The organism is Apilactobacillus micheneri (assembly GCF_002993975.1).
Classification (GTDB): domain Bacteria; phylum Bacillota; class Bacilli; order Lactobacillales; family Lactobacillaceae; genus Apilactobacillus; species Apilactobacillus micheneri.
Genome location: NZ_POSO01000001.1, coordinates 292804 through 317054 on the forward strand (window position 1 = coordinate 292804; position 24251 = coordinate 317054).

27 protein-coding genes and 1 riboswitch are annotated in these 24251 nt (G+C 31.8%); of the genes, 11 read left to right on the forward strand and 16 right to left on the reverse strand.

Annotated features, from left to right (window positions below):
- Nucleotides 1–42: 42 nt before the first annotated feature.
- Complete coding sequence (locus C7N41_RS01515; RefSeq protein ID WP_105963968.1) at nucleotides 43–1011, reverse strand: alpha/beta hydrolase; 969 nt, start codon at nucleotides 1009–1011, stop codon at nucleotides 43–45.
- 101 nt (nucleotides 1012–1112) lie between these two features.
- Between C7N41_RS01515 and C7N41_RS01520 the strand changes: the two genes are divergently transcribed.
- A complete protein-coding gene (locus tag C7N41_RS01520; protein ID WP_105963969.1) occupies nucleotides 1113–1535 on the forward strand; it encodes a helix-turn-helix domain-containing protein in 423 nt (140 codons plus the stop codon).
- A 33-nt stretch (nucleotides 1536–1568) separates the two neighbouring features.
- Here the strand turns inward: C7N41_RS01520 and C7N41_RS01525 are convergent, their stop codons facing one another.
- Nucleotides 1569–2897, reverse strand: coding sequence for an ammonium transporter (locus C7N41_RS01525; protein WP_105963970.1), 1329 nt, complete (start codon nucleotides 2895–2897; stop codon nucleotides 1569–1571).
- Nucleotides 2898–3072: 175 nt separating this feature from the next.
- On the opposite strand from C7N41_RS01525, the gene C7N41_RS01530 reads away from it, so the two are divergent.
- Nucleotides 3073–3915: an SAM-dependent methyltransferase gene (locus C7N41_RS01530; RefSeq protein WP_181400480.1), complete on the forward strand. Its 843-nt coding sequence runs from the start codon at nucleotides 3073–3075 to the stop codon at nucleotides 3913–3915.
- A 220-nt stretch (nucleotides 3916–4135) separates the two neighbouring features.
- Here the strand turns inward: C7N41_RS01530 and C7N41_RS01535 are convergent, their stop codons facing one another.
- Together C7N41_RS01535 and C7N41_RS01540 are read right to left on the reverse strand one after the other, a co-directional pair.
- Nucleotides 4136–4663 (reverse strand): hypothetical protein, encoded by a 528-nt coding sequence (locus tag C7N41_RS01535; RefSeq protein WP_140925924.1) that lies wholly within the window; start codon nucleotides 4661–4663, stop codon nucleotides 4136–4138.
- 15 nt (nucleotides 4664–4678) lie between these two features.
- Nucleotides 4679–5068, reverse strand: coding sequence for a hypothetical protein (locus C7N41_RS01540; protein WP_105963972.1), 390 nt, complete (start codon nucleotides 5066–5068; stop codon nucleotides 4679–4681).
- An 85-nt stretch (nucleotides 5069–5153) separates the two neighbouring features.
- Here C7N41_RS01540 and C7N41_RS01545 point away from each other — a divergent pair, with 85 nt between their 5' ends.
- Both C7N41_RS01545 and C7N41_RS07895 read left to right on the forward strand, forming a co-directional pair.
- Entirely contained in the window at nucleotides 5154–5759 is a 606-nt protein-coding gene (locus C7N41_RS01545) for a pseudouridine synthase (protein WP_318530554.1), read from the forward strand.
- Nucleotides 5699–6040: an RluA family pseudouridine synthase gene (locus tag C7N41_RS07895; RefSeq protein ID WP_318530555.1), complete on the forward strand. Its 342-nt coding sequence runs from the start codon at nucleotides 5699–5701 to the stop codon at nucleotides 6038–6040. Before C7N41_RS01545 ends, C7N41_RS07895 begins: the two co-directional genes overlap by 61 nt.
- A 63-nt stretch (nucleotides 6041–6103) precedes the next feature.
- Here C7N41_RS07895 and C7N41_RS01550 read toward each other — a convergent pair whose 3' ends face one another.
- Together C7N41_RS01550 and C7N41_RS01555 are read right to left on the reverse strand one after the other, a co-directional pair.
- Nucleotides 6104–8494 (reverse strand): phosphoketolase family protein, encoded by a 2391-nt coding sequence (locus tag C7N41_RS01550; protein WP_105963973.1) that lies wholly within the window; start codon nucleotides 8492–8494, stop codon nucleotides 6104–6106.
- Between the two features lie 242 nt (nucleotides 8495–8736).
- A complete protein-coding gene (locus C7N41_RS01555; protein ID WP_105963974.1) occupies nucleotides 8737–9465 on the reverse strand; it encodes a GntR family transcriptional regulator in 729 nt (242 codons plus the stop codon).
- Between the two features lie 103 nt (nucleotides 9466–9568).
- Between C7N41_RS01555 and ybaK the strand changes: the two genes are divergently transcribed.
- Nucleotides 9569–10072: a Cys-tRNA(Pro) deacylase gene (gene ybaK, locus C7N41_RS01560; RefSeq protein WP_105963975.1), complete on the forward strand. Its 504-nt coding sequence runs from the start codon at nucleotides 9569–9571 to the stop codon at nucleotides 10070–10072.
- A 1-nt stretch (nucleotide 10073) separates the two neighbouring features.
- Here the strand turns inward: ybaK and C7N41_RS01565 are convergent, their stop codons facing one another.
- Genes C7N41_RS01565 through C7N41_RS01575 form a run of 3 tightly spaced genes read right to left on the reverse strand, consistent with a single transcriptional unit; the run spans nucleotide 10074 to nucleotide 13661 of the window.
- Nucleotides 10074–10706, reverse strand: a complete 633-nt coding sequence (locus C7N41_RS01565) for an HD domain-containing protein (protein ID WP_105963976.1) — start codon at nucleotides 10704–10706, stop codon at nucleotides 10074–10076.
- Nucleotides 10707–10756: 50 nt separating this feature from the next.
- Nucleotides 10757–11257 carry a DUF1836 domain-containing protein gene (locus tag C7N41_RS01570; protein ID WP_105963977.1) on the reverse strand — a complete coding sequence of 167 codons (501 nt, stop codon included), beginning with the start codon at nucleotides 11255–11257 and terminating at the stop codon, nucleotides 10757–10759.
- 52 nt (nucleotides 11258–11309) lie between these two features.
- A complete protein-coding gene (locus C7N41_RS01575) occupies nucleotides 11310–13661 on the reverse strand; it encodes an HAD-IC family P-type ATPase (protein WP_105963978.1) in 2352 nt (783 codons plus the stop codon).
- Nucleotides 13662–13748: 87 nt separating this feature from the next.
- Here C7N41_RS01575 and C7N41_RS01580 point away from each other — a divergent pair, with 87 nt between their 5' ends.
- From C7N41_RS01580 to C7N41_RS01595, 4 genes are all read left to right on the forward strand, one after another.
- Nucleotides 13749–14603, forward strand: a complete 855-nt coding sequence (locus tag C7N41_RS01580) for an aldo/keto reductase (protein WP_105963979.1) — start codon at nucleotides 13749–13751, stop codon at nucleotides 14601–14603.
- Nucleotides 14604–14660: 57 nt separating this feature from the next.
- Nucleotides 14661–14842, forward strand: a riboswitch (Lysine riboswitch).
- Between the two features lie 163 nt (nucleotides 14843–15005).
- Entirely contained in the window at nucleotides 15006–16508 is a 1503-nt protein-coding gene (gene yjeM / locus C7N41_RS01585; RefSeq protein ID WP_318530556.1) for a glutamate/gamma-aminobutyrate family transporter YjeM, read from the forward strand.
- 186 nt (nucleotides 16509–16694) lie between these two features.
- The gene (locus C7N41_RS01590; protein ID WP_105963980.1) at nucleotides 16695–17438 is read left to right on the forward strand and encodes an SDR family oxidoreductase; all 744 of its coding nucleotides are present in this window, start codon (nucleotides 16695–16697) and stop codon (nucleotides 17436–17438) included.
- The gene (locus tag C7N41_RS01595) at nucleotides 17438–17815 is read left to right on the forward strand and encodes a MerR family transcriptional regulator (RefSeq protein WP_105963981.1); all 378 of its coding nucleotides are present in this window, start codon (nucleotides 17438–17440) and stop codon (nucleotides 17813–17815) included. Before C7N41_RS01590 ends, C7N41_RS01595 begins: the two co-directional genes overlap by 1 nt.
- Here the strand turns inward: C7N41_RS01595 and C7N41_RS01600 are convergent, their stop codons facing one another.
- The 3 genes from C7N41_RS01600 to C7N41_RS01610 form a co-directional block, all read right to left on the reverse strand.
- The gene (locus C7N41_RS01600; RefSeq protein ID WP_105963982.1) at nucleotides 17816–18427 is read right to left on the reverse strand and encodes an SAP domain-containing protein; all 612 of its coding nucleotides are present in this window, start codon (nucleotides 18425–18427) and stop codon (nucleotides 17816–17818) included.
- Between the two features lie 77 nt (nucleotides 18428–18504).
- Nucleotides 18505–18669 carry an LEA domain-containing protein gene (locus tag C7N41_RS01605; RefSeq protein ID WP_105963983.1) on the reverse strand — a complete coding sequence of 55 codons (165 nt, stop codon included), beginning with the start codon at nucleotides 18667–18669 and terminating at the stop codon, nucleotides 18505–18507.
- Nucleotides 18670–18735: 66 nt separating this feature from the next.
- Nucleotides 18736–19419 (reverse strand): glycerophosphodiester phosphodiesterase, encoded by a 684-nt coding sequence (locus C7N41_RS01610; RefSeq protein WP_105963984.1) that lies wholly within the window; start codon nucleotides 19417–19419, stop codon nucleotides 18736–18738.
- A gap of 86 nt (nucleotides 19420–19505) precedes the next feature.
- Here C7N41_RS01610 and C7N41_RS01615 point away from each other — a divergent pair, with 86 nt between their 5' ends.
- Nucleotides 19506–20186 (forward strand): type 1 glutamine amidotransferase domain-containing protein, encoded by a 681-nt coding sequence (locus C7N41_RS01615; RefSeq protein WP_105963985.1) that lies wholly within the window; start codon nucleotides 19506–19508, stop codon nucleotides 20184–20186.
- 31 nt (nucleotides 20187–20217) lie between these two features.
- On the opposite strand, the gene C7N41_RS01620 is transcribed toward C7N41_RS01615, so the two are convergent.
- The 3 genes from C7N41_RS01620 to C7N41_RS01630 form a co-directional block, all read right to left on the reverse strand.
- Nucleotides 20218–20760: a biotin transporter BioY gene (locus C7N41_RS01620; RefSeq protein WP_105963986.1), complete on the reverse strand. Its 543-nt coding sequence runs from the start codon at nucleotides 20758–20760 to the stop codon at nucleotides 20218–20220.
- Nucleotides 20761–20883: 123 nt separating this feature from the next.
- Nucleotides 20884–21837, reverse strand: a complete 954-nt coding sequence (locus C7N41_RS01625) for a biotin--[acetyl-CoA-carboxylase] ligase (RefSeq protein ID WP_105963987.1) — start codon at nucleotides 21835–21837, stop codon at nucleotides 20884–20886.
- Between the two features lie 134 nt (nucleotides 21838–21971).
- Entirely contained in the window at nucleotides 21972–23012 is a 1041-nt protein-coding gene (locus C7N41_RS01630; RefSeq protein WP_105963988.1) for a zinc-binding dehydrogenase, read from the reverse strand.
- 203 nt (nucleotides 23013–23215) lie between these two features.
- Between C7N41_RS01630 and C7N41_RS01635 the strand changes: the two genes are divergently transcribed.
- Nucleotides 23216–23803, forward strand: a complete 588-nt coding sequence (locus C7N41_RS01635) for a helix-turn-helix domain-containing protein (RefSeq protein WP_105963989.1) — start codon at nucleotides 23216–23218, stop codon at nucleotides 23801–23803.
- An 18-nt stretch (nucleotides 23804–23821) separates the two neighbouring features.
- Here C7N41_RS01635 and C7N41_RS01640 read toward each other — a convergent pair whose 3' ends face one another.
- The gene (locus tag C7N41_RS01640; protein ID WP_105963990.1) at nucleotides 23822–24202 is read right to left on the reverse strand and encodes a hypothetical protein; all 381 of its coding nucleotides are present in this window, start codon (nucleotides 24200–24202) and stop codon (nucleotides 23822–23824) included.
- Nucleotides 24203–24251: the final 49 nt, after the last annotated feature.

Here is a 24251-nt window from a genome sequence, read left to right on the forward strand (position 1 = left end):
TTATAAAAAATAAGCTATAAAATCAATTATAGCTTATCTATATTAGTTAAAATAACGATCTAAGAAAGATTTGATTGTTTTAACATATAATTCTGGATTAGTTTGATAAGATGCCGCATGTGGAGCATTTTTAACTAATAATAGTTTTTTAGGTCCCTTGGTTGCATTGTAAACAGGATAAACCATTCTAGTAGGTACAAAATTATCTTTAGATCCATGAATAAATAACATTGGTTTATGATTCTTTTTAACTTGTTTCAAGGCAGAAGCTGTATACAAACTATAACCAGCTCTAATATGGGTAATACCACTTAAAATTGGTACTAATGGCCATCTAGGGAAATCTGATAAATGATATAACTGTTTTGCTTCATGATTAATTTCATCTGAAGCACTAGTGTACCCACAGTCTTCAATATAAGCCTTCAATTGAGATGGTACAGATTTTTCACCAGATACCATCATGGTAGTAGCACCCCCCATGCTAACTCCAAACATAATCAATTGAGAATCCTTACCATTTTCTTCAATTATTCGACGCATCCATTTGATATAATCCATACGATCGGGCCAACCATATCCTACGTAATTACCTTGACTTTGACCATGGCCACGACTATCAGGAGTTAAAACATTGTATCCCATTTGATGAAAGATATAAGCATATGGAGCCATTAGCTCTTTATTTCCCATATATCCATGTGCAATGACTACCGTTTTCTTTGTGGGTTTATCAGCTGGTAAATAGTTAGCAACTAGTTTTAGATGATCAGTTGTCGACATTTGGGTCCAACGATATTTTTTAGCTGATTTATACCACTGATCACCTGGATAAAGTGGTGATGATTTAGATATTTTTTTGTCCTTCAAGAAATTCTTCTTTCCTGGAACTACTGCCACATGATAGAAATATAGTCCAGCTCCCAAAAAGCCAAAACACAATAGGAAAAAGAATATGCCTAAAGTAGTTAAGAAAATTTTTATTTTTTTACCCAAATCAAACCACTCCATTTAATTTAATATTATTTTGATTATATGTTGCATATTACTAAAATACAACTATCTAACAGGATTTATTATTTTAAGTTATACTATTATTAGAGGTGATTCAGTTGTTTCCAATAAGATTAAAAGCATTAAGAAAAGGCCAAAAAATTAGTTTAAAACAATTGGCAGAAAACTTGAATAAGTATTCAAAGGATAGTAAACATCATAATACCCCTGCCCAAATTGGTAATTGGGAACGTGGTGTTAGGTCGCCATCATATTTAGAAATCAAAAAATTATCTTCATATTTTAATGTTAGCATGGACTACTTAATTGGTAGAACATCAATTCAACATGTCAATTTAGAGACTGTTTTAATGAGTGAAAATAAAATAACATTTAATGATCAAACATTGACTCATCATGATCGTTATGAAATTTTCCAATTAATTAATGGCTATTTGCATGGCAAAGATAACAATAATACAGAAAATAAAAATAATGAATATCAAGAAAGTTTAAATTTGGATTTAGATGATGATAAATAAAAAGATGATTTCAAGAAGAAATCATCTTTTTTGTTAATCTTTTGGTAAATTGGGATTATTTAAATGTCCAACTTGCCCTTTAAATTCATTAGCATTAACTTCAATATCTTTATTTTTATTAAATGCTCGATCATTAATTGAAACTGTATAGTCTGCGTTTTCACCATGTTCAGATTGATCTAGGCCACGCATTTCTTCCTGCTTAGTTACACGCATTGGCATAACTAATCTTAATAAAGAAATAATAATTGAACAGGCAATTACAACAAAAATAATAGTGCCAAATGTAGCAATTAGTTGAATAAATACCATATGGAAACCACCACCATAAAATAAACCATTGGTAGTTACGGCCGAGTTAACTGATTTAGTAGCTAAAAATCCGGTTAAAATGCTACCAACAATTCCGCTAACTCCGTGGCAACCAAAAGCATCTAAAACATCATCTACCCCAATTTTAGGCTTCAAATAATTTACAAATAAATAACTAGCAAATGTAGCTACAATCCCAATCACAAATGAACCTGTAATAGTGACAAAACCGGCAGCTGGAGTAATACCCACTAATCCACATAATGTTCCAGTACATACGCCATCTAATTGTGGTTTACCGACAAAATACATATCTAATAGCATCCAAACAAGCATTGAAGTGGCTGTTGCAACCGTTGTTGTCATAGTTGCTTGCATCGCAACATTGTTAACTGCTAATGCAGATCCAGCATTAAATCCATACCATCCAATCCATAAAATAGTCGTACCCAATAAAACCCAAGGTAAATTATAATGATGGGCATGGCGATTGCCTTTCATTCGCTTACCTAAAAAGATAGATAAAATTAAAGCAGTAATTCCCGCATTAATATGAACAACGGTCCCCCCAGCAAAATCTAAAGTTCCTAATTTTGCTAAAATACCATTTGGTGACCAAACCATATGTACCATTGGATAATATAAAACGATTGACCATAATATAATAAAAACCAATAGAAATTTAAAATGGATGCGTCCAACAACAGATCCAACAAATAACGCTGGGGTAATCACCGCAAACATCATTTCAAAAATAGCATAAACACTGGTTGGAATTTTATTAGGCATCAAAGTCTTTAAGTCAATTCCATGCATCAAAGGATTTGATAAGTTCCCAATAAATCCTCCAATATTACCAGAAAAAGATAAACTATAACCTAAAATAATCCATAATAAGATTGCCAAACCAGTAATAATAAAAACTGACAGCATCGTGTTAACTACATTTTTCTTTGAAACCAGTCCTCCATAGAAAAATGCTAAACCTGGAGTCATAAATAATACCAAAATACTTGATAAAAATACGAATGATGTACTAGCTAAATCCATTATTATCGCTTCCCTTATGTTTATGTAATGAATTATAACATTAAAAAGGGATAAATGTTAAAAATATTGAAATTTCGTTATTTTTTCGTAAGATAATGTTATAAGTTATTACATAAAATGTATTTTGCATCATTTGTTTTTTTCAAATACAATTAAATAGTTAAAGGTGGTTATTATGAATAAAAAACAGCTAATAAAAAAATTACGTAAAAATAAAAAAAAAGTCAAAAAGCCCTCATATATTGAAAGAATGAAAAAATATAGAAAAATCTTCAGTGATTTTCCTGCCATCATTTTTTTAGTTAATAATATATTGGAAGCTGATCGACTTTTAAGATCAAATCAATTACCACAAGATTTGCCAGAATTAATTTTACCCGATAATATTCAAGATGAAATTTTCCAGTTTGTTAATAATCAATACTCAATGAATGATCGTGAAGGTGACAAGGTATGGAATAAATATGTAGATCAATTGCCTATCTTAGATAAAGATTTAAGGTCATTTCGTGATTATTTAGAAGCTGAGTATGGCATGTGGGCATATATATCAGCTCCATTTACAAATGGTATTGCTAAATATCTAAATGGTAAAAAAACACTTGAAGTCATGGCTGGGAATGGTTATATTTCGAAGGGTTTGCGTGATGCCAGAGCAGATGTTATTTGTACTGATAGTATGAGCTGGCAAAAAGAAAATGAAACTGGCCATCATTTAGTAACTAATATTGAAAAATTAGATGCTAATGCCGCCTTTGATAAATATAAACATGAAATTGACGTTGTCATTATGTGTTGGTCGCCTGATGGTGTGGATATCGATTGGCAATTACTACAAAAAATTCGTGAATATAATAAAGATATTCATCTAATAGTAATTGGTGAAAAGTATGGTGCTACTGATTCCAAATCATTCTGGGATAATGCAAAAATTATTAATTCAGACATCGCAAATGAATTAAATAAACATCATCGCCCGTTTGACTTAATTAAAGATCAATTATATTTTGTAAATTAAAATAAAAAAATCCCCCAACTTAATAGTTGGGGGATTTTTGTGGCATTTATCAAATAAATGGATAAGTGGTGTTCACATCACCAACATTATCAAACACGCTACAATACGGTAGCATTATGTGTCCCACATCAAAAACGTCACTTAATCATCATCTGATGAAAACAACACAAGTTGCGTGACCTTCTCGACTCATCGCAAATTAATTATAACATGTTTTGAATTATTTTTTGCTAGATTTTTTCTTTTTAGTCGTTTTCTTTTTGCCTTTAGAATCTTGAGCCAATTCTTTTTCAGCTTTAAGACGTTTTTCTGTATTTTCATCAATTGATGCCAACTGATCTTTAGACCAATCAGCTATTTTTTGTTCTAGCTTAGCGTTATCAGAAAAATCATCTTGAGAAGATAATTCATCAATACGTAATTTAGAACGATTAACATCTGGTGATTCCACAATCATGTATATATTTAAGTCGCAATCTCCATCGCCAGACATCATTTTACTAATATTTTTAGAATAACGATACGGTAAGTTAACAATACAATTTTGCAAGAAAAAGCTGGTTTCTTCACCTTTTACATGTAGCATTGCAGACGCTAAGTGGCCCAAATTAACTTGTTCTTCCATAAATTTTAAAAGTGGTTGAAATGACTTAACTGGATTATTAGCTAAGTCGGCAGAGGTTACTTCAACAGTTTGCACCTCAAATTGTTCATCATTAATCTTATCAATGAATTCTTGTACATCCATTTTCATTTTTTACACCTATTTTTTCTTTATATTTCGTTTTACAATTCTTACATAGTCATTTTTTATACGTGGCCATGCAAGACGATACCAAAAGAGATTTACAATTACACCAATGATAGCAATTAAAATGGCACCAAAACGATGTAAAGCAGGCACATCAGAGCTTCTAAACATAGTATTGATAATTACAAATAAACTAAGTGTATAGATACCAATAATGACCCCTAAAAAATGATATGCAAACTTCCATCTAATGTAGCCTAAAACATTAAAACCAACATATAAAATAATTGCAATAATAATTGTTTTAAGTAAATCAGCACTATTTCCACTCATTAAAATATCGCATATAATAAATATTATTAATGATAATGCACTGACTAACGCAATTTTATGTTTATTCATATTCTCCTCCAGTACATTTTACTCATTTACACCTTATCACAACTTATTATATTTTACTAAAAAATTTTCAGAAAGCAGGCCTGAAATGCATAAGTGGATGTATCAAATAATAGTTCAAAATCTTAAATCGACTATTAGCATTAGAGAATATTTAAGCCAATATTTATTAATACCTAAACATTTAATTTTTTCATTAAGAAAAGATAAAAGAGTAACTGTTAATAAAAAATATTTACCCATGAATTTTACCGTCAAAAATGATGATCATATTAAAATTACATTTATTGATAATGATTTCAACTTGCCAACCCAAAATTTATTTCCTGATAATAGTCAAAGTATCAAAATATTATTTGAAAATAACGATTTATTAGTAGTAAATAAAAAACGTGGTATCAAGACCCATCCTAACAAGCCTCAGGAAATTGGAACTCTTTTGAACTTTTGTGAAGGATACCTAAATAAGTTCAATCAACACGCTTATATGATTCATCGCTTAGATCAAGAAACTTCAGGAGCCATTATAGTTGGTAAGAATCCTGCTGTTGTTCCAATTTTAGTAAGATTAATTAAGGACAAGACAATCCATCGTACATATTTAGCATGGGTTAATGGAATCTTCCATCAAAAATGGGTAAAATTAATTTACCCATTGGTTATGACCAAACAGATAAAAGAAAAAGAGCAATAAACGGTCCAAATGCCAAAAAAGCATTAACTGAATATCAAGTTATAAAAGAATACAAAAACAAATCTCTAGTCGAAATTAATATCCAAACAGGACGCACCCATCAAATTAGAGTTCATATGCAAGCAATGGGACATCCTATTATTGGTGATCCATTATATAATGAAAAAAACAACGTCGATAACATGTTATTACATTCTTGGAAACTAAAGTTGATCACACCATATTATATGCAAACAAAAATTATAGTATCGCCTATTCCAGAAGAATTTAAAATTGTATAACAAAAGAGCCGCATCCAAATGGATACGGCTCTTTTTAGGTTTTAAAAGTTAATTATTATCTAATTACTTTAATGGTTTCCATTGCCAATCATTTACTTCTGGTAAGTCAGTACCAACTTCACGGATGTAAGCATTGTGCTTGTCAACCATGTCATTCATACGTTGTACGAATGAAGCACCCTTAACAGAGTATTCTGGAATATCATTTACAACTTCCTTAGCTAAGTCGTAACGATCTAATTGGTTCAATACACGCATGTCGAATGGTGTAGTAATGTCACCATTTTCACGGTAACCATGAACATGTAAGTTATGGTTGTGACGATCGAAGAATACATCTTTAACTAGACCTTCGAAGCCGTGGAATGCAAATACAACTGGCTTGTCAGTAGTAAATAGACGATCAAATTCTTCATCAGTTAAACCACGAGGGTCAACCTTAGGTGAACGTAACTTCAAGAAGTCAACAACGTTGATGTATCTAATCTTCATTTCTGGGAATTCATCGTGTAATAATGAAATTGCAGCAAGACTTTCCCAAGTTGGTTCAGTACCAGCTGAAGCGATAACAACATCAGGTTCTTGACCTTGGTCAGTTGAAGCCCAGTCAATGTAACCTAAACCATTGTTTACAAGGTTAGTTGCTTCTTCAATTGAGAACCATTGTGGACGTGGGTGTTTTGAAGTAACAATTAAGTTAATCTTTTCTTCACTTGCGAATGCAACTTTACCAACAGCTAATAATGAGTTAGCGTCAGCTGGTAAGTATTCACGAATGAATTCAGGTTTCTTTTCAGATAAGTGAGTTAACATACCTGGATCTTGGTGAGTGTAACCATTGTGATCTTGTTGGAATACAGTTGAAGTATCAACAAAGTTCAATGATGGATAACGTTTTCTCCATGGTTGGTCAGCTGCTTTACGTAACCACTTGAAGTGTTGAGTTAACATTGAGTCAACTACACGACCAAATGATTCATAAGTAGCAAAGAAACCATGACGACCAGTTAGAACGTAACCTTCTAACCAACCTTCGTCTTGATGTTCAGATAATTGTGAATCAATTAAACGACCATCATGAGCGATGTATTGGTCATTTGGTTCCATAATGTCTTCCATCCATTGACGGTTAGTTTCATTGAACACACCGTATAGACGGTTTGACATTGATTCATCAGGACCAAAGGCACGGAAGTTGTTAGGGTTTGCATCCATAACAGCACCTAACCAGTTTGACCATACACTCATATCTTCAGCGACTGTTTCACCTGGAGTTTTAACATCAACAGCAAATTTCTTTACGTCTGGTAAAACTAGAGGCTTAGGATCGATACCACCATTAGTGATAGGGTTTACTGACATACGACGGTCACCCTTAGGTGCTAATGCCTTAATGTCATCCTTGATAGTACCATCATCGTTAAATAATTCTTCTGGCTTGTATGACTTCATCCAATCTACAAGTAGATCAGCATGTTCCATATTGTTTGAAGAAATTGGTAGTGGAACTTGGTGAGCACGGAATGAGTTTTCGATAGGTTCACCATCAAGACTCTTCTTAGGACCAGTCCAACCTTTTGGTGTTCTAACAACAATCATTGGCCATACAGGTTCAGTTGCTGTGTCAGCAGTTTCGTTTTCACGAGCATTCTTTTGAATGTCTTTGATTTCTGGAATAACTTCATCCATAACTTTAGCCATTTTTTCATGGTAAGCCATGTGATCGTCAAAGTCTTCTTCGTTTTCAACGAAGTAAGCTTTCCAGCCCATACCCTTGAAGTAGTCAGATAATTCTTCATCTGACATACGTGACATGATAGTTGGGTTTGAAATCTTGAAACCATTCATGTTAATGATAGGCAATACAGCACCATCTTTAACAGGGTTGATGAATTTGTCTGAGAACCAACCAGCAGCTAGTGGGCCAGTTTCAGCTTCACCATCACCAATTTCAACAGCAGCAATTACGTCAGGGTTATCTAGGATAGCACCAACACCATGTGATAGTGAGTAACCTAGTTCTCCACCTTCGTGAATTGAACCTGGAGTTTCAGGGGCAGCATGTGATGCAACTCCACCAGGGAATGAGAATTGTTTGAATAATTTAGCCATACCCTTTTCATCTTGTGAAATGTTTGGGTAAATGTCTGAGTAACTACCATCAATGTATGAGTTAGATACCATAACTTGGCCACCGTGACCTGAACCTTCAATGTAGAACATGTTTAGGTCATATTTATTGATTGCACGGTTTAAATGTGCATAAATAAAGTTTTGAGATACGATAGTACCCCAGTGTCCAATTGGTTTAACTTTAACATCGTCTGATGTTAACTTGTTCTTTAATAATGGGTTATCTCTTAGATATAATTGACCTACTGATAAGTAGTTAGCAGTACGCCAGTATTTGTCTAATTCTTCCAAATATTGTTTGGAATCGAAATCTTGTGCCATTAATTAACACTCCTTTTTAATAAAAAACTATTGAAATTAATAATGGTTTACATAAAAAATCATCAACAAAATGGTTAATAATTTTTAATACAATGAATATAATAACTGGTTTTTATAAAAAGTCAACCTTTTTATAATTGATACGGTCCAATTAATATAATTGTAATAAATCATTATTAATATCGTCATTATTATGAACGATTTATTGGTAATAGTCCAATATTTCTCACAAATTTTAACAATTAATCATCATTTAACATGACAAAGGTATTATACCTTAAATATTGATAATGAAGACGCATATTTGAAACTTCAAATGGCGTTCCATCGTCTAAGAAAAAGATTCCTTCCATCAATCCAACCGGTTCATTAGGCTTCAAATGAAGCAATTTTTGGTCTTGTTCATTTGAGGGACTAGCTAATATTGATAAAAATGATTGTGTTACACGTTTATTAATCTTGTCTTCAACATAATTAAAAATAGAACCTGAAACAATTTGTTTACTTAGTTCTGGTGCAATCTTAATTGGAATGTAACCTGTTTCAATCATAAATGGCTTATCATCGAACAAGCGAAGCCGTTGAATCTCATAAACAAAATCACCCTCAGATAAGAAAAGATCTTGCTGGATTTCTTTACTTGCTGGAATCACTTTAAAATCTAACAATTTAATCTTAGGTGTTTTCCCCTGACTTTTTAAACTATCAGTAATTCCTAGATTAGAACCTTCGTAGTGAAAAATAGTTTGGTTCTTCATATATAATGGATTAATAAAAGTTCCAGAACCACGTTTCTTAAAAATAATTCCATCATCAGCTAATAGTTTCAGAGCTCGTTTTATGGAACTACGACTTACATCATATTCTTCACTTAGGCTACGTTCATCAGGAAGACGTTTATTAGGAAATTTATTGTTCACAATTTTTTGTTTCAAATCGTGCATAACTTTACGATAAACTAAATCAGCCATTGTTTACTCCTAACTCGAACAAATTTATTAAAATAAGTATAACAGATTTGTACATTAAATTTTAAACAAATAATATGCTAAAATATCCATTGAGGTGATTTGAATGTCAAAAAAGAAAAAAAAGAACAGCATTCATAAAACTTTAGTTGAACAAATTCTAGATAAAAATAAAATTCCATATAAACAATATACTTTTGCTACTCACGAAGAAGGTGACGTTAGACAAATGGATATTGAAGAAGGTGTTGACCAACATCGCGTTTATAAAACTTTAGTCCTAAATGGTAAAAATACTGGACCGGTTGTTGGCGTTGTCCCAATGGATGAACGTTTAGATGAAAAAAAATTAGCTAAAGAATCCGGGAATAAAAAAGTAAATATGGTGCCACTTAAAGATTTACTAAAGACTACCGGATATGTGCATGGTGCTAACACCCCAATTGGAATTTATGAAAAATTTCATTATCCAGTTTATATTGATCAAGAAGCTAAGAAACAAGAAAATATTCTAGTTTCTTCTGGTCAAGTTGGTCGTTCAGTTGAAGTTAATGCTGAACAAATGATTAATTTAGTTAAAGGAAATTTTGTTGATATTCGTCAAAAATAGTTTATTGCCATTCATTTTTAAATTCATTTACAAAATTTTCCATATATTTTTTTCTTGGAGCCGCAAGTTTTCTTGCGGCTTTTGTATTCATTAAATCTGGTAATTTAAATAATTTTTCATAAAAATGATTAATCACAGTCGTATGCTTACGATATTCTTTTTTATCCATATTAGTGCGCGGTAATTGATCAGGATCATACATATTATCACCAAAATGGCCGCCAAAATAAAATGCTCGTGCAATTCCAATGGCTCCGATTGCATCTAGTCGATCAGCATCTTGAACAATTTGGCCATTAATATCTAACTGATAACGGTTAGTTAGATTTTGGCTATAAGACATATGTTCAATAATATTCATAATTTGATTAATATATTCAGAAGAAAAATCCAATTCAGATAATTTATCAATTACCAAATTTTTCTGTTTATTAGTGTCTTTAACCAACTTATCATCAATCACATCATGTAAATAAGCAGCGGCTAAAACAATCATTTGATTAGAGCTAGGAATCATATCTGATAACTTTTCTGATAGTCTAACGACACGCTTAATATGTGAAAAATCATGCCCTGTTTGATCATCGGCTAATTGTCTTTTTACGAAATCAGCGATTTCTTTTATCTCATTCATAAATAACATCCCTCTTCATAAATAAAAAAGAGTGATATGAAATTATCACATCACTCTTCATGCATCATATCTGAATAAATTTCATTCGCAATTAAACGATTGATAATTGTATCAGCAATTGCGTTTAATAAATGATCTGTATCATTATCACTAACTGGTTTTTCACCCTCATCAGCAATATGGTGTAGTTTTTTGGCTAACATCTTAATAAACTCATCATATGCTTGTTTTGGGAATTGATTCTTAGTAATCTCGTCAATTCCTTGTCGAATATCCTTAATTGAGAAAACTGGTTTTAATAAACTAATAATAATAATATCAGCAACATGTACAGTTTGATACTTTTTCTTTACTGGTGAAAAAGTAGCTTTTTGTTTTACATAATTATTCACCATCGATCTAGTAACTGTATCCATACCTAATGGCCCAATAGCTTCATTCACAACGGCAATTAATTGATCCATGTACAAATCAAACTTTGGTAAGTCTTCCCATTTAGGCAAACTTACACTTTTCATTTGCGTTTGCCATTTATTATATTGCTTATTCATATAACCACCTCTTTGCAATGATTATATCATATTATCTAGTCTTTAGAACTACTTAACCTAATTTACGTTTCCGATATTGGCTACAAAATTTAACTATTTTCGTAACTATTAATGTAACAACAAAGAACACTGGAATTGAAGTTCCTACAACCAGAAGAGCGTGTAAATTAATTGGATAATTTAATATTGATACCAATGAGAATACTTTATTAAAGAAGATAAAAATCATCGCAAAAATAACGATTGTTGGAACAATGATGGCTAACTTAGTTCGATTAAATGGCTTTGAAACCATAAATAATGCTAACCAATAAATAAATCCAGTTACAAGAACACTTAATGTTGCTCGTTGTAGATAAGTAAAATCAACCCATTCTCCAATTAGCATAATCAATAAGACATAACCAACAATGGTAATTGCTGCTGGTAATGCCACTTCATATATCTTCCGATAAAATTGATTAGTTACTCGTTGATAATTTGGTGAAAGTGCTAATAAGAAAGAAGGTAATCCTACCATAAATGTATTAATTGGTGTTAATTGAATTGGTTGAAATGGATAACTATATGCACTGAACATAAATAACACTGTTAATGCTAATGAGAACATCGTTTTAATTAAATATAGTGATGCCACACTGCTGATATTATTAATCACTCGACGTCCTTCGCCTAAAACATTAACCATTGCTGAAAAATTAGAGTTAATCAAAACAAAATCAGCAATTCCTTTAGTACTTTCACTACCAGAGGCCATCGCAACTCCACAATTTGCTTGTTTCATAGCTAGCATATCGTTAACTCCATCACCAGTCATCGCCACAGTATGACCATTGGATTGATAAGCTTGAATTAAGCGTTTCTTTTGCTTAGGGGTCACTCTACCAAAAATAGTATATTTCTTTACTAACGCTTGATAATCAGCGTTGTCTGATACTGTAGACATATCCACCAAAGAGCTACTATTGGGCAGTCCTACACGCTGACCAATATTGCTAACGGTTTTAGGATCATCACCTGAAATAATATTTAAATCAGTATCTTGATTTCTAAAGTAAGCTAGTGTATCACGTGCATCAAAACGAATCTCATCACTGATTAAGACTAATCCTAGTAAATTAACATTATCTAGTGGTTGCTTTAATTCACCATTTACTTTTGCTAAGCATAATACTCGATAGCCACTCAAAGTATAACTATCAACTGTTTGTTGCAATTTATTATCCATCTTTTTTATAACGAACTGTGGCGCACCCATTACATAATTACCATTATCAAATTTAGCCCCACTCCACTTTTTATCAGAAGAAAATGGAACACTTTCCACTAAATTCCAATTTGGATTATCAATGGATTTTTTGATCGCTAAAGAAGTTTCATTGTCATCCTCACTAGAGTAAACAATGCCTCCCAAAGCTGATTTCATATTTTCTTTTGAAATTTTACCAATAGGCACAACATCCTCAAATTTGAGATTACCGGTGGTGATAGTCCCAGTTTTATCCAGACAAATCGTGTCTACTCGTGCCAATGTTTCAATCGCTGATAAATCTCTTACCAGCACATTTTTCTTCGCTAATTTCATCGCCGATACTGCTAATGTAACTGAGGATAAAAGTACCAGGCCTTCAGGAATCATCCCAATAATGGAAGCAACTGTTCCTAGCAGAGCTTTATTAATATCATCGCCTGATAATAATTTGATTGCTAATAAAGCACTGCCTAAAGGAACAATAATAAAGGTAAGAATCTTAATAATACGGTTGATAGTATGGAGCATCTTACTATCAGACTTTTTATCAGTTTGGTTAACTTCTGATTCCATCCGATTAACAAATGTATCATCACCAACTTTAGCTGCTAAGATCCGTGCACTCCCACTTAGAACAAAACTACCAGAAGTAATATGGTCTGAAGCTTGTTTAGCAATTGAATTGGTTTCACCCGTAATTTGTGATTCATCTACTTGTAACCCAGTTGCCGTTAAGATTTCACCATCAACTGGCACTTGGTCACCGTGACTAAGCAAAATTACATCTCCCAAAACAATTTGTTCAGGATCTATCTCCTGCACATTGCCATCGCGAACGACCTTAATCTTACTTTCAGATAAAATGGCCATCTTATCTAGTTGTCTTTTAGAACGAATTTCTTGAATACTACCAATTATAGTATTTGCCACGGCAATTATTAAGAACAATAAGTTTTTATAATCACCTGTATATAAAACCATTAACGCTAACACAATGTTAATTAAATTAAATAATGTAAATGTATTGTTTTTTAAGATTTGTGAAATGCTTAATGTAAAATCATGACTTTTATTATTGTGAAGACCTTTTGCATATAATTTACTTACTTCAGACTGGGTTAAACCCTTCTGGCTGTTTACTTGTTCTGCCAATATCTCACCTCATTTATGTTTTTTTGATTGATTTTATTTATCAAATTGTCTTACTATTAAATTACTCTAAATCCAAGGAGGATTATTATGCCTAATTCAATTAAAGATACAATCAAATTAGCAGATGGTAACCAAATGCCAATGGAAGGCTTTGGAACCTATAAATTAACAGATCAAGATACCATGGATGCAGCAATTAAAACTGCATTTGAAAGTGGTTATCGTTTGTTTGATACTGCACAGTTCTATAATAATGAAGAACTACTAGGTAATTCAATTAAAAAGCTAAAAATTAACAGAAAAGAAATATTTCTTACTACTAAGATTCCTGAACCAAAACAAGGCTATCAATCAACTTTAGATGCAATTGATGAATCATTGGAAAAATTACAAACTGACTATATTGATTTACTATTGGTACATTGGCCAATTCACTCTCAATTTTTTGATACTTGGCGTGCCTTTGAAAAAGCAAAAGCAGAAGGTAAAGTTAAATCAATTGGAGTAAGTAATTATCATCAAACACACCTTGATTTATTATCAACTACAGCTGATGAAATGCCCGTAGTTAATCAAATTGAAGATCACCCATATCTTACTCAAGAACCAATGATTGAAGCTAATAAGCAAAGAAATATATTAACTCAAGCATGGAGTCCAATGGGTCGTGGAGCAACCTTAAACGATGCTACGATAAAGGACATTGCTGAAAATCATGGTAAATCTACTGCTCAAATTATTTTGAGATGGCATTTACAACGTGGAATTGCAATTATTCCAAAATCCAGTAATCCTGAAAGAATCAAACAAAATGCTGATATCTATGATTTCAACTTATCAGATGAAGAAATGAAACAAATTAGTGCATTGGATAAGCAACAACGTACTGGTGATGATCCAGAAATCGTATATGAAATTGAACACCAATATCCTACTCATTAATTTAACCATTTGCATTATTAAAAATTAATGATAACATTATAAATGTAAATTAAATATATCTAAGGAAGAGGCGCAATTATTATCAGTAGACTTAAGTAATGGTTTAAGACATGTTGATATAAGTTGAAAGGAATAATTGCCGAAACTATTAATTTGCTTAAAGAATTAATTTGTTGGGGCTTAGCTCAATAAGCTAAGAACTGTCGTAAGTAAGCAACTTACGGGGTGCTTTTAAGGTAAAATAACGATAAAATAAAGCGTTGATAATACTTTAAGGGGACTATTCCAATTTGAATAGTTCCCTTTATTTATTAACTTGGCAATTTATACCTGTGAATTATAAATATTCCAATTTATTTTATCAATTAAAAGTATCTTCCTCATTGAAGGGAGTAATGTTTCATGGAAAACATGCAGAGTCAAAAGAAGATTTCTACAATGGGATTAGTATTAATTATCTTTTCCACCATTTTTGGAATCTCCAATTCACAAACAGCCTTTTATCAAATGGGCTATTCAAGTATTATTTGGTACATATTAGGGGCAATTTTATTCTTCATCCCCACTAGTTTAATGTTTGCTGAATATGGTTCAACTTTTAAAGATGCTCATGGTGGTATCTACTCATGGTTGGAACAAACTATTGGTAAGCGTTGGGCATTTATAGGTAGTTTTACTTGGCTAGCTGGTTGGGTTATCACATTAGTTTCATTAGTTACTAACATGTGGATTCCTTTAGCCGTTACCATCTCTGGTAAAGATACTACTGGAAGTTGGCATTTATTTGGTTTAGATTCAACCGCTACTATTGGGGTGCTAGGAATTTTAGTTATTATGTTTGTAACTTGGTTAGCTTCTCGTGGTATGAAATCTATTGCCGGATTATCATATGTTAGTGGAATTATTGGGATTGTTGATTTAGTTATTTTTGTTGGATTATCAATCTTAGTATTAATGGCTAATCATGGACAATTTGCTGAACCAATTAATATGCACACCTTGGCAGTTTCACCTAATCCTGCCTTTCAATCACCAGTTTCAATGTTTTCTTTCTTAGTTTATGCAATCTTTGCATATGCCGGAATGGAAACACTAGGTAGTATTACCGATAATACTAAGAATCCTAAGAAGACATTCCCTCGTGCTGTTATCATTGCTACTGTTGTAATGACTGTTGGTTACCTTCTAGGAATTCTAATGTGTGGGATTAGTGCTAATTGGCTTCGTGATTTAGGCCATAGTGATATTAATTTAGGAAATGTTCGTTTCGCCCTACTAACTAATTTAGGGGTTGAATTTGGACATAACTTACTCCACTTAAACACCGGTCAATCATTATTAATGGGACAATGGGTTGCTAGATTTACTAGTTTAACTGGTTTCATCAGTTATTTAGGTGAATTTATCTTCTTAACTTATGCTCCAATTAAGTCATTTATTGAAGGTTCACCAAAGAAGTTATGGCCTAAGACTATGACTAAGCTTAATAAATTCGATGTTCCTGCCCATGCACTTTGGGTTCAATGTTTGGTCATTTGCTTAATTATTGCCGGAGTTTCATTTGGTGGATCATCAGCTCAAGCCTTTTACACAATTTTAACTGATATGAATAATATGACTACTGCGGTTCCATACTTATTCTTAGTTATCGCCTTCCCACTATTTAAGAAGAAAATTACACAAAACAAAGATGGCTTTATTTTCTATCAAAATAAGACATTTACGAATGTAACTACTGTAATTACAATTTTTACTTTAGCATTTGCTATCATTTTCACCACCATTCAACCTTTGATGGATCATGATATTCAAACTGCATTCTGGACTTTGTTTGGACCAGTCTTCTTCATCATTGTGGCATGGTTATTCTATTCACATGGTGTTAAAAAATTAAATCAAGAATAAAATTTCTTAAGAAAGCCCAACTTACTGCAATGTAAGTTGGGCTTTTTTGGTGTTTACACTTTTGTTATTATTAGTCGCAAAAGAAAGGAATTAATGTATGAAAATAAAGAAGACTAATCATTTGCATTATAGTTGGGTATAAGGTTTATTATAAATGAACTTAATCAAATAAAGGAGTGTTTTATAATGACTTTACAAAACAAGGTAATTGTTATCACAGGTGCTAGTTCTGGTATGGGAGCTGCAACTACCAAAAAGGCAGTTGCTAAAGGTGCCAAAGTTGTAATCGGAGCTAGAAATGAAGAAAAACTAAAAGCAATTGCTGATAGCACTGAAAATCCAGCCAATGTTGTTTACCAAAAAACTGATGTTACTAATTTAGAAGACGTTAAAGCTTTAGTAAAAACTGCCATTGATAAGTTCGAAAAAGTAGACATAATTTATAATAATGCTGGTATTATGCCACAAGATAAGTTAGTAGATAGTGATCCAGAATCTTGGAAAGCAATGTTTAATACTAACGTTATTGGTGTTCTAAATGGAATTAAAGCTACTTTACCAATTATGCAAAAACAAGGTAAAGGTTTAATCATGGCTACTGATTCAGTTGCTGGTCATGTTGTTTACCCTGGTTCTGCTGTATATAACAGTACTAAATTTGCTGTTCGTGCAATTATGGAAGGCTTACGCCAAGAAGAACATGGAAATGGTATTAAGACTGGTATTGTATCTCCAGGCGCTGTTAATACTAACTTAGTTTCAACTATCGGTAATAAACAAATCCAAGATGCTATTGCAAAAATGTCACAAGATTCAAATATGGCATTATCAGCTGAAGATGTTGCTAACTCAGCTATCTTTATGATGGAACAACCTGATAATGTTAATATGAATGAAATCTTAGTTCGCCCTACTGGTCAAAACGTTTAATGCAAATTTCAGAAGTAACTCAAAAATATAACATTTCTAAGCAAACATTATATTATTGGGAGCGAATTGGTTTACTTTATAAAATAGCTAAAGATAGTAACGGTTATCGCAACTATAACGAAGAGAATTTAAAACAAATTGAATTCGTTTCTTGTATGCGTAATGCCGGCATGACTATCAATAAATTACAAAAATATATGATTTTATATAATTCTGGTGAACAGACTTTTGAACAAAGAAAGCAACTAATTGCCGATCAATTAGATGAAATTAAATATCAAGTCTTAAAATATAAAAATGCTCAACAAGTTTTAGAATATAAACTGAATCATTATAAAGAACTAAGCAATCAGTTTAAGCAAAAGGATGCTAAATAATTATTTAGCATCCTTTTTGTATTGTTTAATTAATGGATAATATTTTGTCATTAACGCATGATGATATTCTGATAATCTGTAATCACGTACAGCTTTCCACAAAGTCGCAGCAACCTTTATTGGGGTATTAAAATCTTTGTATGCATCATCTTTATAAAAATCTCGTAAAAAATGATTCCATTGATATGTATGTTCTTCAGAATTATTTATAACCTTACTAGGATTATTTAATATTGCAATCAAATCTTTAACCGTTGCCCTATCATCATTATTTTTTTGCACAGCGCGCATTTTAATAGCCATCGACTTTTTAAAATGAAAGTTACTAAGATGAAAATAATTAGCAAAATATTTTCGAGCTTCATTATTTAATTTAAATCCTGAATGCAAAAGTTTAGTATCTAAATTAATCTCTGAAAACTGCAAAGATCTTTGCTTATTCAATTTTCTTAATGGCTTAATATCTTTCGGCAACACACCATGTAGCATTTTTAAGATATAATCGTTTAATTCCGCTTTAGTCCCATTTGCAGGCAATCCATATTTTCTGCAAAGATTTTGCAAATCCTTTTTATAAAAATAATGATTATTAAAATATTCGATAGTTAGCATTCATATATTCAACTCTTTTCACAAAAAAATGTACATGCTAAGTATAGCATGTACATTTTAGTAATTTGTTATTGATATTATTTATCTGAGTCGGCTTTGTTAGTCATTTCAGACATTTTACCTTTAGCTTTACCAGTCATTTCAGAAGCCTTACCTTTGGCTTTGCCAGCTGCTTCTGAAGCTTTGCCCTTTAAGTCACTAGCAGTTTCGCTAGCCTTATTCTTGATATCATCAAAATCCATAATATCATCTCCTTCAACTATGTTGTAACACTCACATATGTTGAATTCAAAGAATACGACTTTTAGCTAAATTTCATCCCTAAGTTTTTGAGCTTTTTCAAAATCATTAGTAAAAATACCTTGGATTCCAATTTTACATAATTGATGGATTTCCATATCATCATCAACTGTCCAAATTCTTTCATGATCTTCAATACCTGGGATATATGTACCGGGGTGTAAACTATTAAGATGTTCACTTTCCATAAACATTTTAGGATCTACATTCATTCTTTTATCAAATAAAAAGTTATAGTCTTGATCAGGATCAATTCTTTGTGCCACTTTAATGCTATCAATATTAAATGAAGAATAAATCACTGGATACATTAAGTCAGTATCGTTAACCATGTTCATAACTTTTTCTTCGATATCTTGATAATGAATTTTATTAGTTTTAAATTCAAGATTTAATCTGATATCTTTACCGGCAAATAAATCTAAGAATTCAGCTAAACTTGGAATAGGTTCCCCATTAGCTAATTTAAATTTACGTAAATCTTTAAAATTATAAGAATTAATTAATCCTTTACCATCAGTAGTGCGATCAATCTTTTCATCATGCATAATCACTGGTGTTCCATCCTTGGTTAAATGAACATCAAATTCAACTGCATCAGCATTATTATCGATACAATATTTGAAGCCTTCTAAAGAATTTTCAGGGCATTTAACCGGAATACCACGATGTGCAAAAATCATTGTTTTCATAATATATTATCTCCTCACTATATACTTCATTTTAGACCAAATGTGCTATATAATAAAATCAATTAGTTTATATGGGAGATAGAAACATGAAAAAAATCCTAGTAGTGCTAACAAATACCACCAGATATAGGCATACAAATGAGCCAACTGGACTTTGGCTAGGTGAAGCCACAGAATTTGTCGACATCATTCATGAAGCTGGATATTCAGTTGATTATGTTAGCCCTAAAGGTGGATTTGTACCAATTGATCCACGTAGTATGAAATACGTAAATAAAAATATTATGGAAAGTTATGAAATCGGTGATTTTCAACAACGAGCACTGTGTAAATCTTTAAAACCTAACGAAATTAACCCCGATGATTATGTCGCTATTTATTATACTGGCGGACATGGAGTTATGTGGGACTTTCCAAATAATGTAGAATTACAAATGATTGCAAAAGAAATTTATAATAACAATGGTTTTATTACTTCAGTTTGCCACGGTATTGCTGGTTTAATAAATATCAAGGATGCTGATGGTAAATATATAATTGAAGGTCGTAACATTACTGGTTTTACTAAATCAGAAGAAATGTTAGCTGGGAAAATGCGATTTATTCCATTCTTAAATCAAGAAATTACTGAAAAACGTGGCGCTATTTTTCAAAAACGTCGTGCTTATAGAGAATTTGTTGTCCAAGATGGTCATATTATTACCGGACAAAATCCTTTTTCCGCTAAAGCTGTTGCTAAAATGTTAATTAGTAATTTAAGTCATTAAAACCAAAAGCAGACTCATTTGAGTCTGCTTTTTATTTTATAATTTTATTTAATCTTTGTGCTAAAAAGACAGCAATGACTGCTTTTAAAATGTCCCCCGGAATAAATAAAAAGTTAGCATAAAATGCATTAAGAATTGAAATGTGACTTTGCCAACTTAACCATAAAATGGCTAACACATAAGTAAATATAATGGATGTAAATATGGTTGCAATCAACAATGAGCCAAAATTATTTTTCCAATGAGTATATTTACTAATTAAATTATTAATCAATGCAATCAACATTGGTGTAAAAAGCCATGCGAATAAATAGCCTGCTGTTGGTCCAATAAAGACGGCCATGCCACCTTGAAATCCAGATAAAAATGGTAGTCCCATCATTACTAACAACATAAAAATTAGCACTGAAAAAGTTCCCTTTTTACCACCTAATAAAATTCCTGCCAGCATAATCCCAAAATTTTGTAGCACAATGGGCACTGGGATTAATAAAACCGGGATTCCAGGAAACATCCCTAAAACAATAATTAAAGCCGTCATTAAAGCAATCTGGGTTAAATCTTTAGTTTTCATAACTTACCTCACATATGTATTAGTTAACCTAAAATATAAAACAAGTTAACAATTAACTATAATATATTTAGTTAACCGATAAGTCAATTCAAGTTAACAAAAAAGCACATAAGAATATGTGCTTTAAAAATGAACTTTAACTACTTCACCAGTCATAATAGCCTTTGTTTCATTACCATTATCTAAAATTAATCTGCCATGGTGATCAAAATCAATAACTTTACCAGCAATTAAGCCTCTATGCGTTTCAATTTGCACTTGATGATTAATCAACATTGATAACTGACGATATTCATCCATAAATTCACCCTTTTGATAATTAGGATATAATTTATAAAATGCATTCAAAATATCAGCAACTACTTTATTCTTATCAACCTGATTATTACTAATGGCACCGATTGGTCGCCCCATATCTTTAGGAAAATTATTGGAATTAAGATTAATCCCAATGCCAATAACTAATGCAGATGGATGCATTAATTCAACGTCCATGACCGATTCAGTTAAAATCCCTGAAACCTTTTTATTATTTACATAAATGTCATTAACCCATTTTAATTGGAAATTAACGTTCGGATATGATTTTTTTAAACCATGGACTGTCGCAACTGCTGTCATAGTAGTTATCAAGCCACCATCAAAAACTGCATTATCATTAATTGGTAAAATCATGCTCATATAAATTCCTGTATCTTTAGGTGAATAAAATTCACGCCCACGACGCCCATGACCAGCAGTTTGTTTATCAGCTACAATAACTATCGGATCGGATATCTTACTTTGACTTAATATTTTTTTGGCATAAGTATTAGTGGAATCAATTTCATTAAAAGTTTGAATTTCAAATGGTGCATGTAAATTTTGTTGAATCAATAATCGATCAAAATTATTAGATCCAACATATTTATACCCAGCATTTTTCTTACTTTCGATTTGATGACCTAATTGTTTTAAATTACGAATCATCTTCCAAATCATCGTTCGACTAATTGATAATTTATCGGCTAATTCATTTCCTGATAACCATTCATCTTTATGCTTAATAAATAAATTTAATAATTGATCAGTTTGCATAATTTTCTCCTTGCTATATCTTTAATACAAATCATATCACAAAATTAAAATGTTGATATAACAATGATTCATCGAACATCTTAAAAAAATAAAGCGGCTACTAAAAAGTAGTCGCTTTTTTAATCTATTTTTAATTAGTCAATTGTAATTGCAGCCTTGATAACTTCACGGTTAGTCATAGCTTGGTATGCATCGTCAATATTATCTAGGTCAAAGCTCTTAGTAAAGACTTTTCCGGGATGAATTTCTCCATCTAAAACAGCCTTTAATAGAACATTTTTATCATAAGTTGTTACTGAAGCAATTCCACCGGATAATGCAACATTCTTAATGAATGGGGTAACAACATCTGGGTTCTTAACGTGTGGAAGACCAACACGACCAACACTTGCACCTGGACGAGCAACCTTAAGTGCAGTTTCAGTTGATAATTCAGTACCAACACATTCAAGTACAGCATCAGCACCTTGGTTATTAGTTAATTGCATAACCTTTTCCACAGCTTCGTCACCACGTTCAGCAACAGCGTCAGTTGCACCAAATTCAAAGGCTAATTTTTGACGATCTTCATGACGACTCATGATGATAATCTTTTTAGCACCCATCATTTGTGCAGAAATAACTCCACATAGACCAACGGCACCATCACCAACAACGACAACTGTATCACCCTTGCTTACTTCAGCAGCATGAGCAGCGTGATAACCAGTAGCCATAACATCAGATAATGCTAGTAATGAATCTAACATTGCATCACTGTAATCATCAGGATTACCGGGAACCTTAACTAATGACCATTCAGCGTGTTGATAACGTAGGAATTCAGCTTGAGCACCGGAAGTAGTATTATCTTTGTGGTTCAAACAGTTACCATCGTATCCAGCACGACATGCAGCACATTTACCACAACCATGGGTAAATGGAGCAATCACAAAGTCACCAGGTTTTACAGTAGTAATATCTTTACCAACTGATTCAACAACTCCGATAGCTTCATGACCACCATTTTGTGAATTCTTTTCCTTATCAGACAATCCACGATATGCCCATAAATCAGAACCACAAACACAAGTACGAACAACACGAAGAATTACATCATCGTCAGCTTGAATTTGAGGTTTGTCAACATTTTCAATCTTAACTTTGCCTGGTTCAACAAATAAAGTATTTTTCATTTTATGCGCTCCTTAGTTAAATTATTATGTAAATACATTCTCTTATATCAAAATTTTAAATACAAATAATTTGTTTGCTAAATTATTTATTAATACTAATGTACTACCTATAGTGAACTATAGGTCAAAGATTATGCATCATTGGTTGTAAATATAATCTAACTTTTCTATACTAGTTATAAATACATAAGGTGGCGTTTAATATGGCTCTAGGCGAAAGATTAAAAGATATTCGAGATGATAAAGACATATCAATTCAAGAATTGGCTGCTAATACTAAGATTTCAGCAGACAAACTTTATAATTTTGAAATTAATAATGAAAAACCTAACATAATACAAGTCAACAAAATTAGTAATTATTATGGCATCCCAATTGATGAAATTGCTAATAAAGAAGATTTTAAAGATGAAATGAAAAAGCGCTATTTAATTAATAATATTGCATTTATTCCTTTAATGACTGCATTTATTTGGAATTGGCAAAAATTATTTTTCATTTCATATATTTTCTTAATAATTAGTGGAATTTTGTTAAACTATGCTAATCATTTTGGTAAAGCAAATGAAATTGCCAATAAATTAGGTTTTGAAAATCCCCTGGCTAAATGGATTAGAAGTAAATTCACAAGAGTTGTTTCATATACATTATCAGTTGCTTTATTATTAGCGGGTGTTTTATTAATGATTATCAATTTTGATAAATTAGGTGCATTCGGTGCGATGTTCTTAGACGTAGGAATTGTTGCTGTTTTAGCTTCTGTAATGGTATGGGATGCAAATAAAAATTAGTATAAAAAATAAGCATCATTATTGATGCTTATTTTTATTGTTAATATTTACTAATTTTCTTACATGTTTTGTTGAATGAATTTTCTTAGGTTTGTCATTATTACATGGCATATCGACAAAATTCATTTTCTTTAATGGTGCTTTAGGGGATCCTCCTGGTAAAATCATTGAAACATGAACCTTGCCATGACTTACATAAACATTTGTATTACGATCAGTTCTTTTCATTTCATAGAATTGTTTTAAAGTCTTTTTACTAACTTTTTTCAAATTATATGTAGCAACTAATTCAATGCGTGGCTTAAGCTGACTCTTTGCATTAACATTCAAGTTAGTCATAGTAATTAAAGACAAACAAGCAGTAATAAGCAATAATATGTTTAAAAATTTATTTTTCAAAATACACCCTCCTTAACAATTAATATAACATAAAAAAGATTGCCCAAAA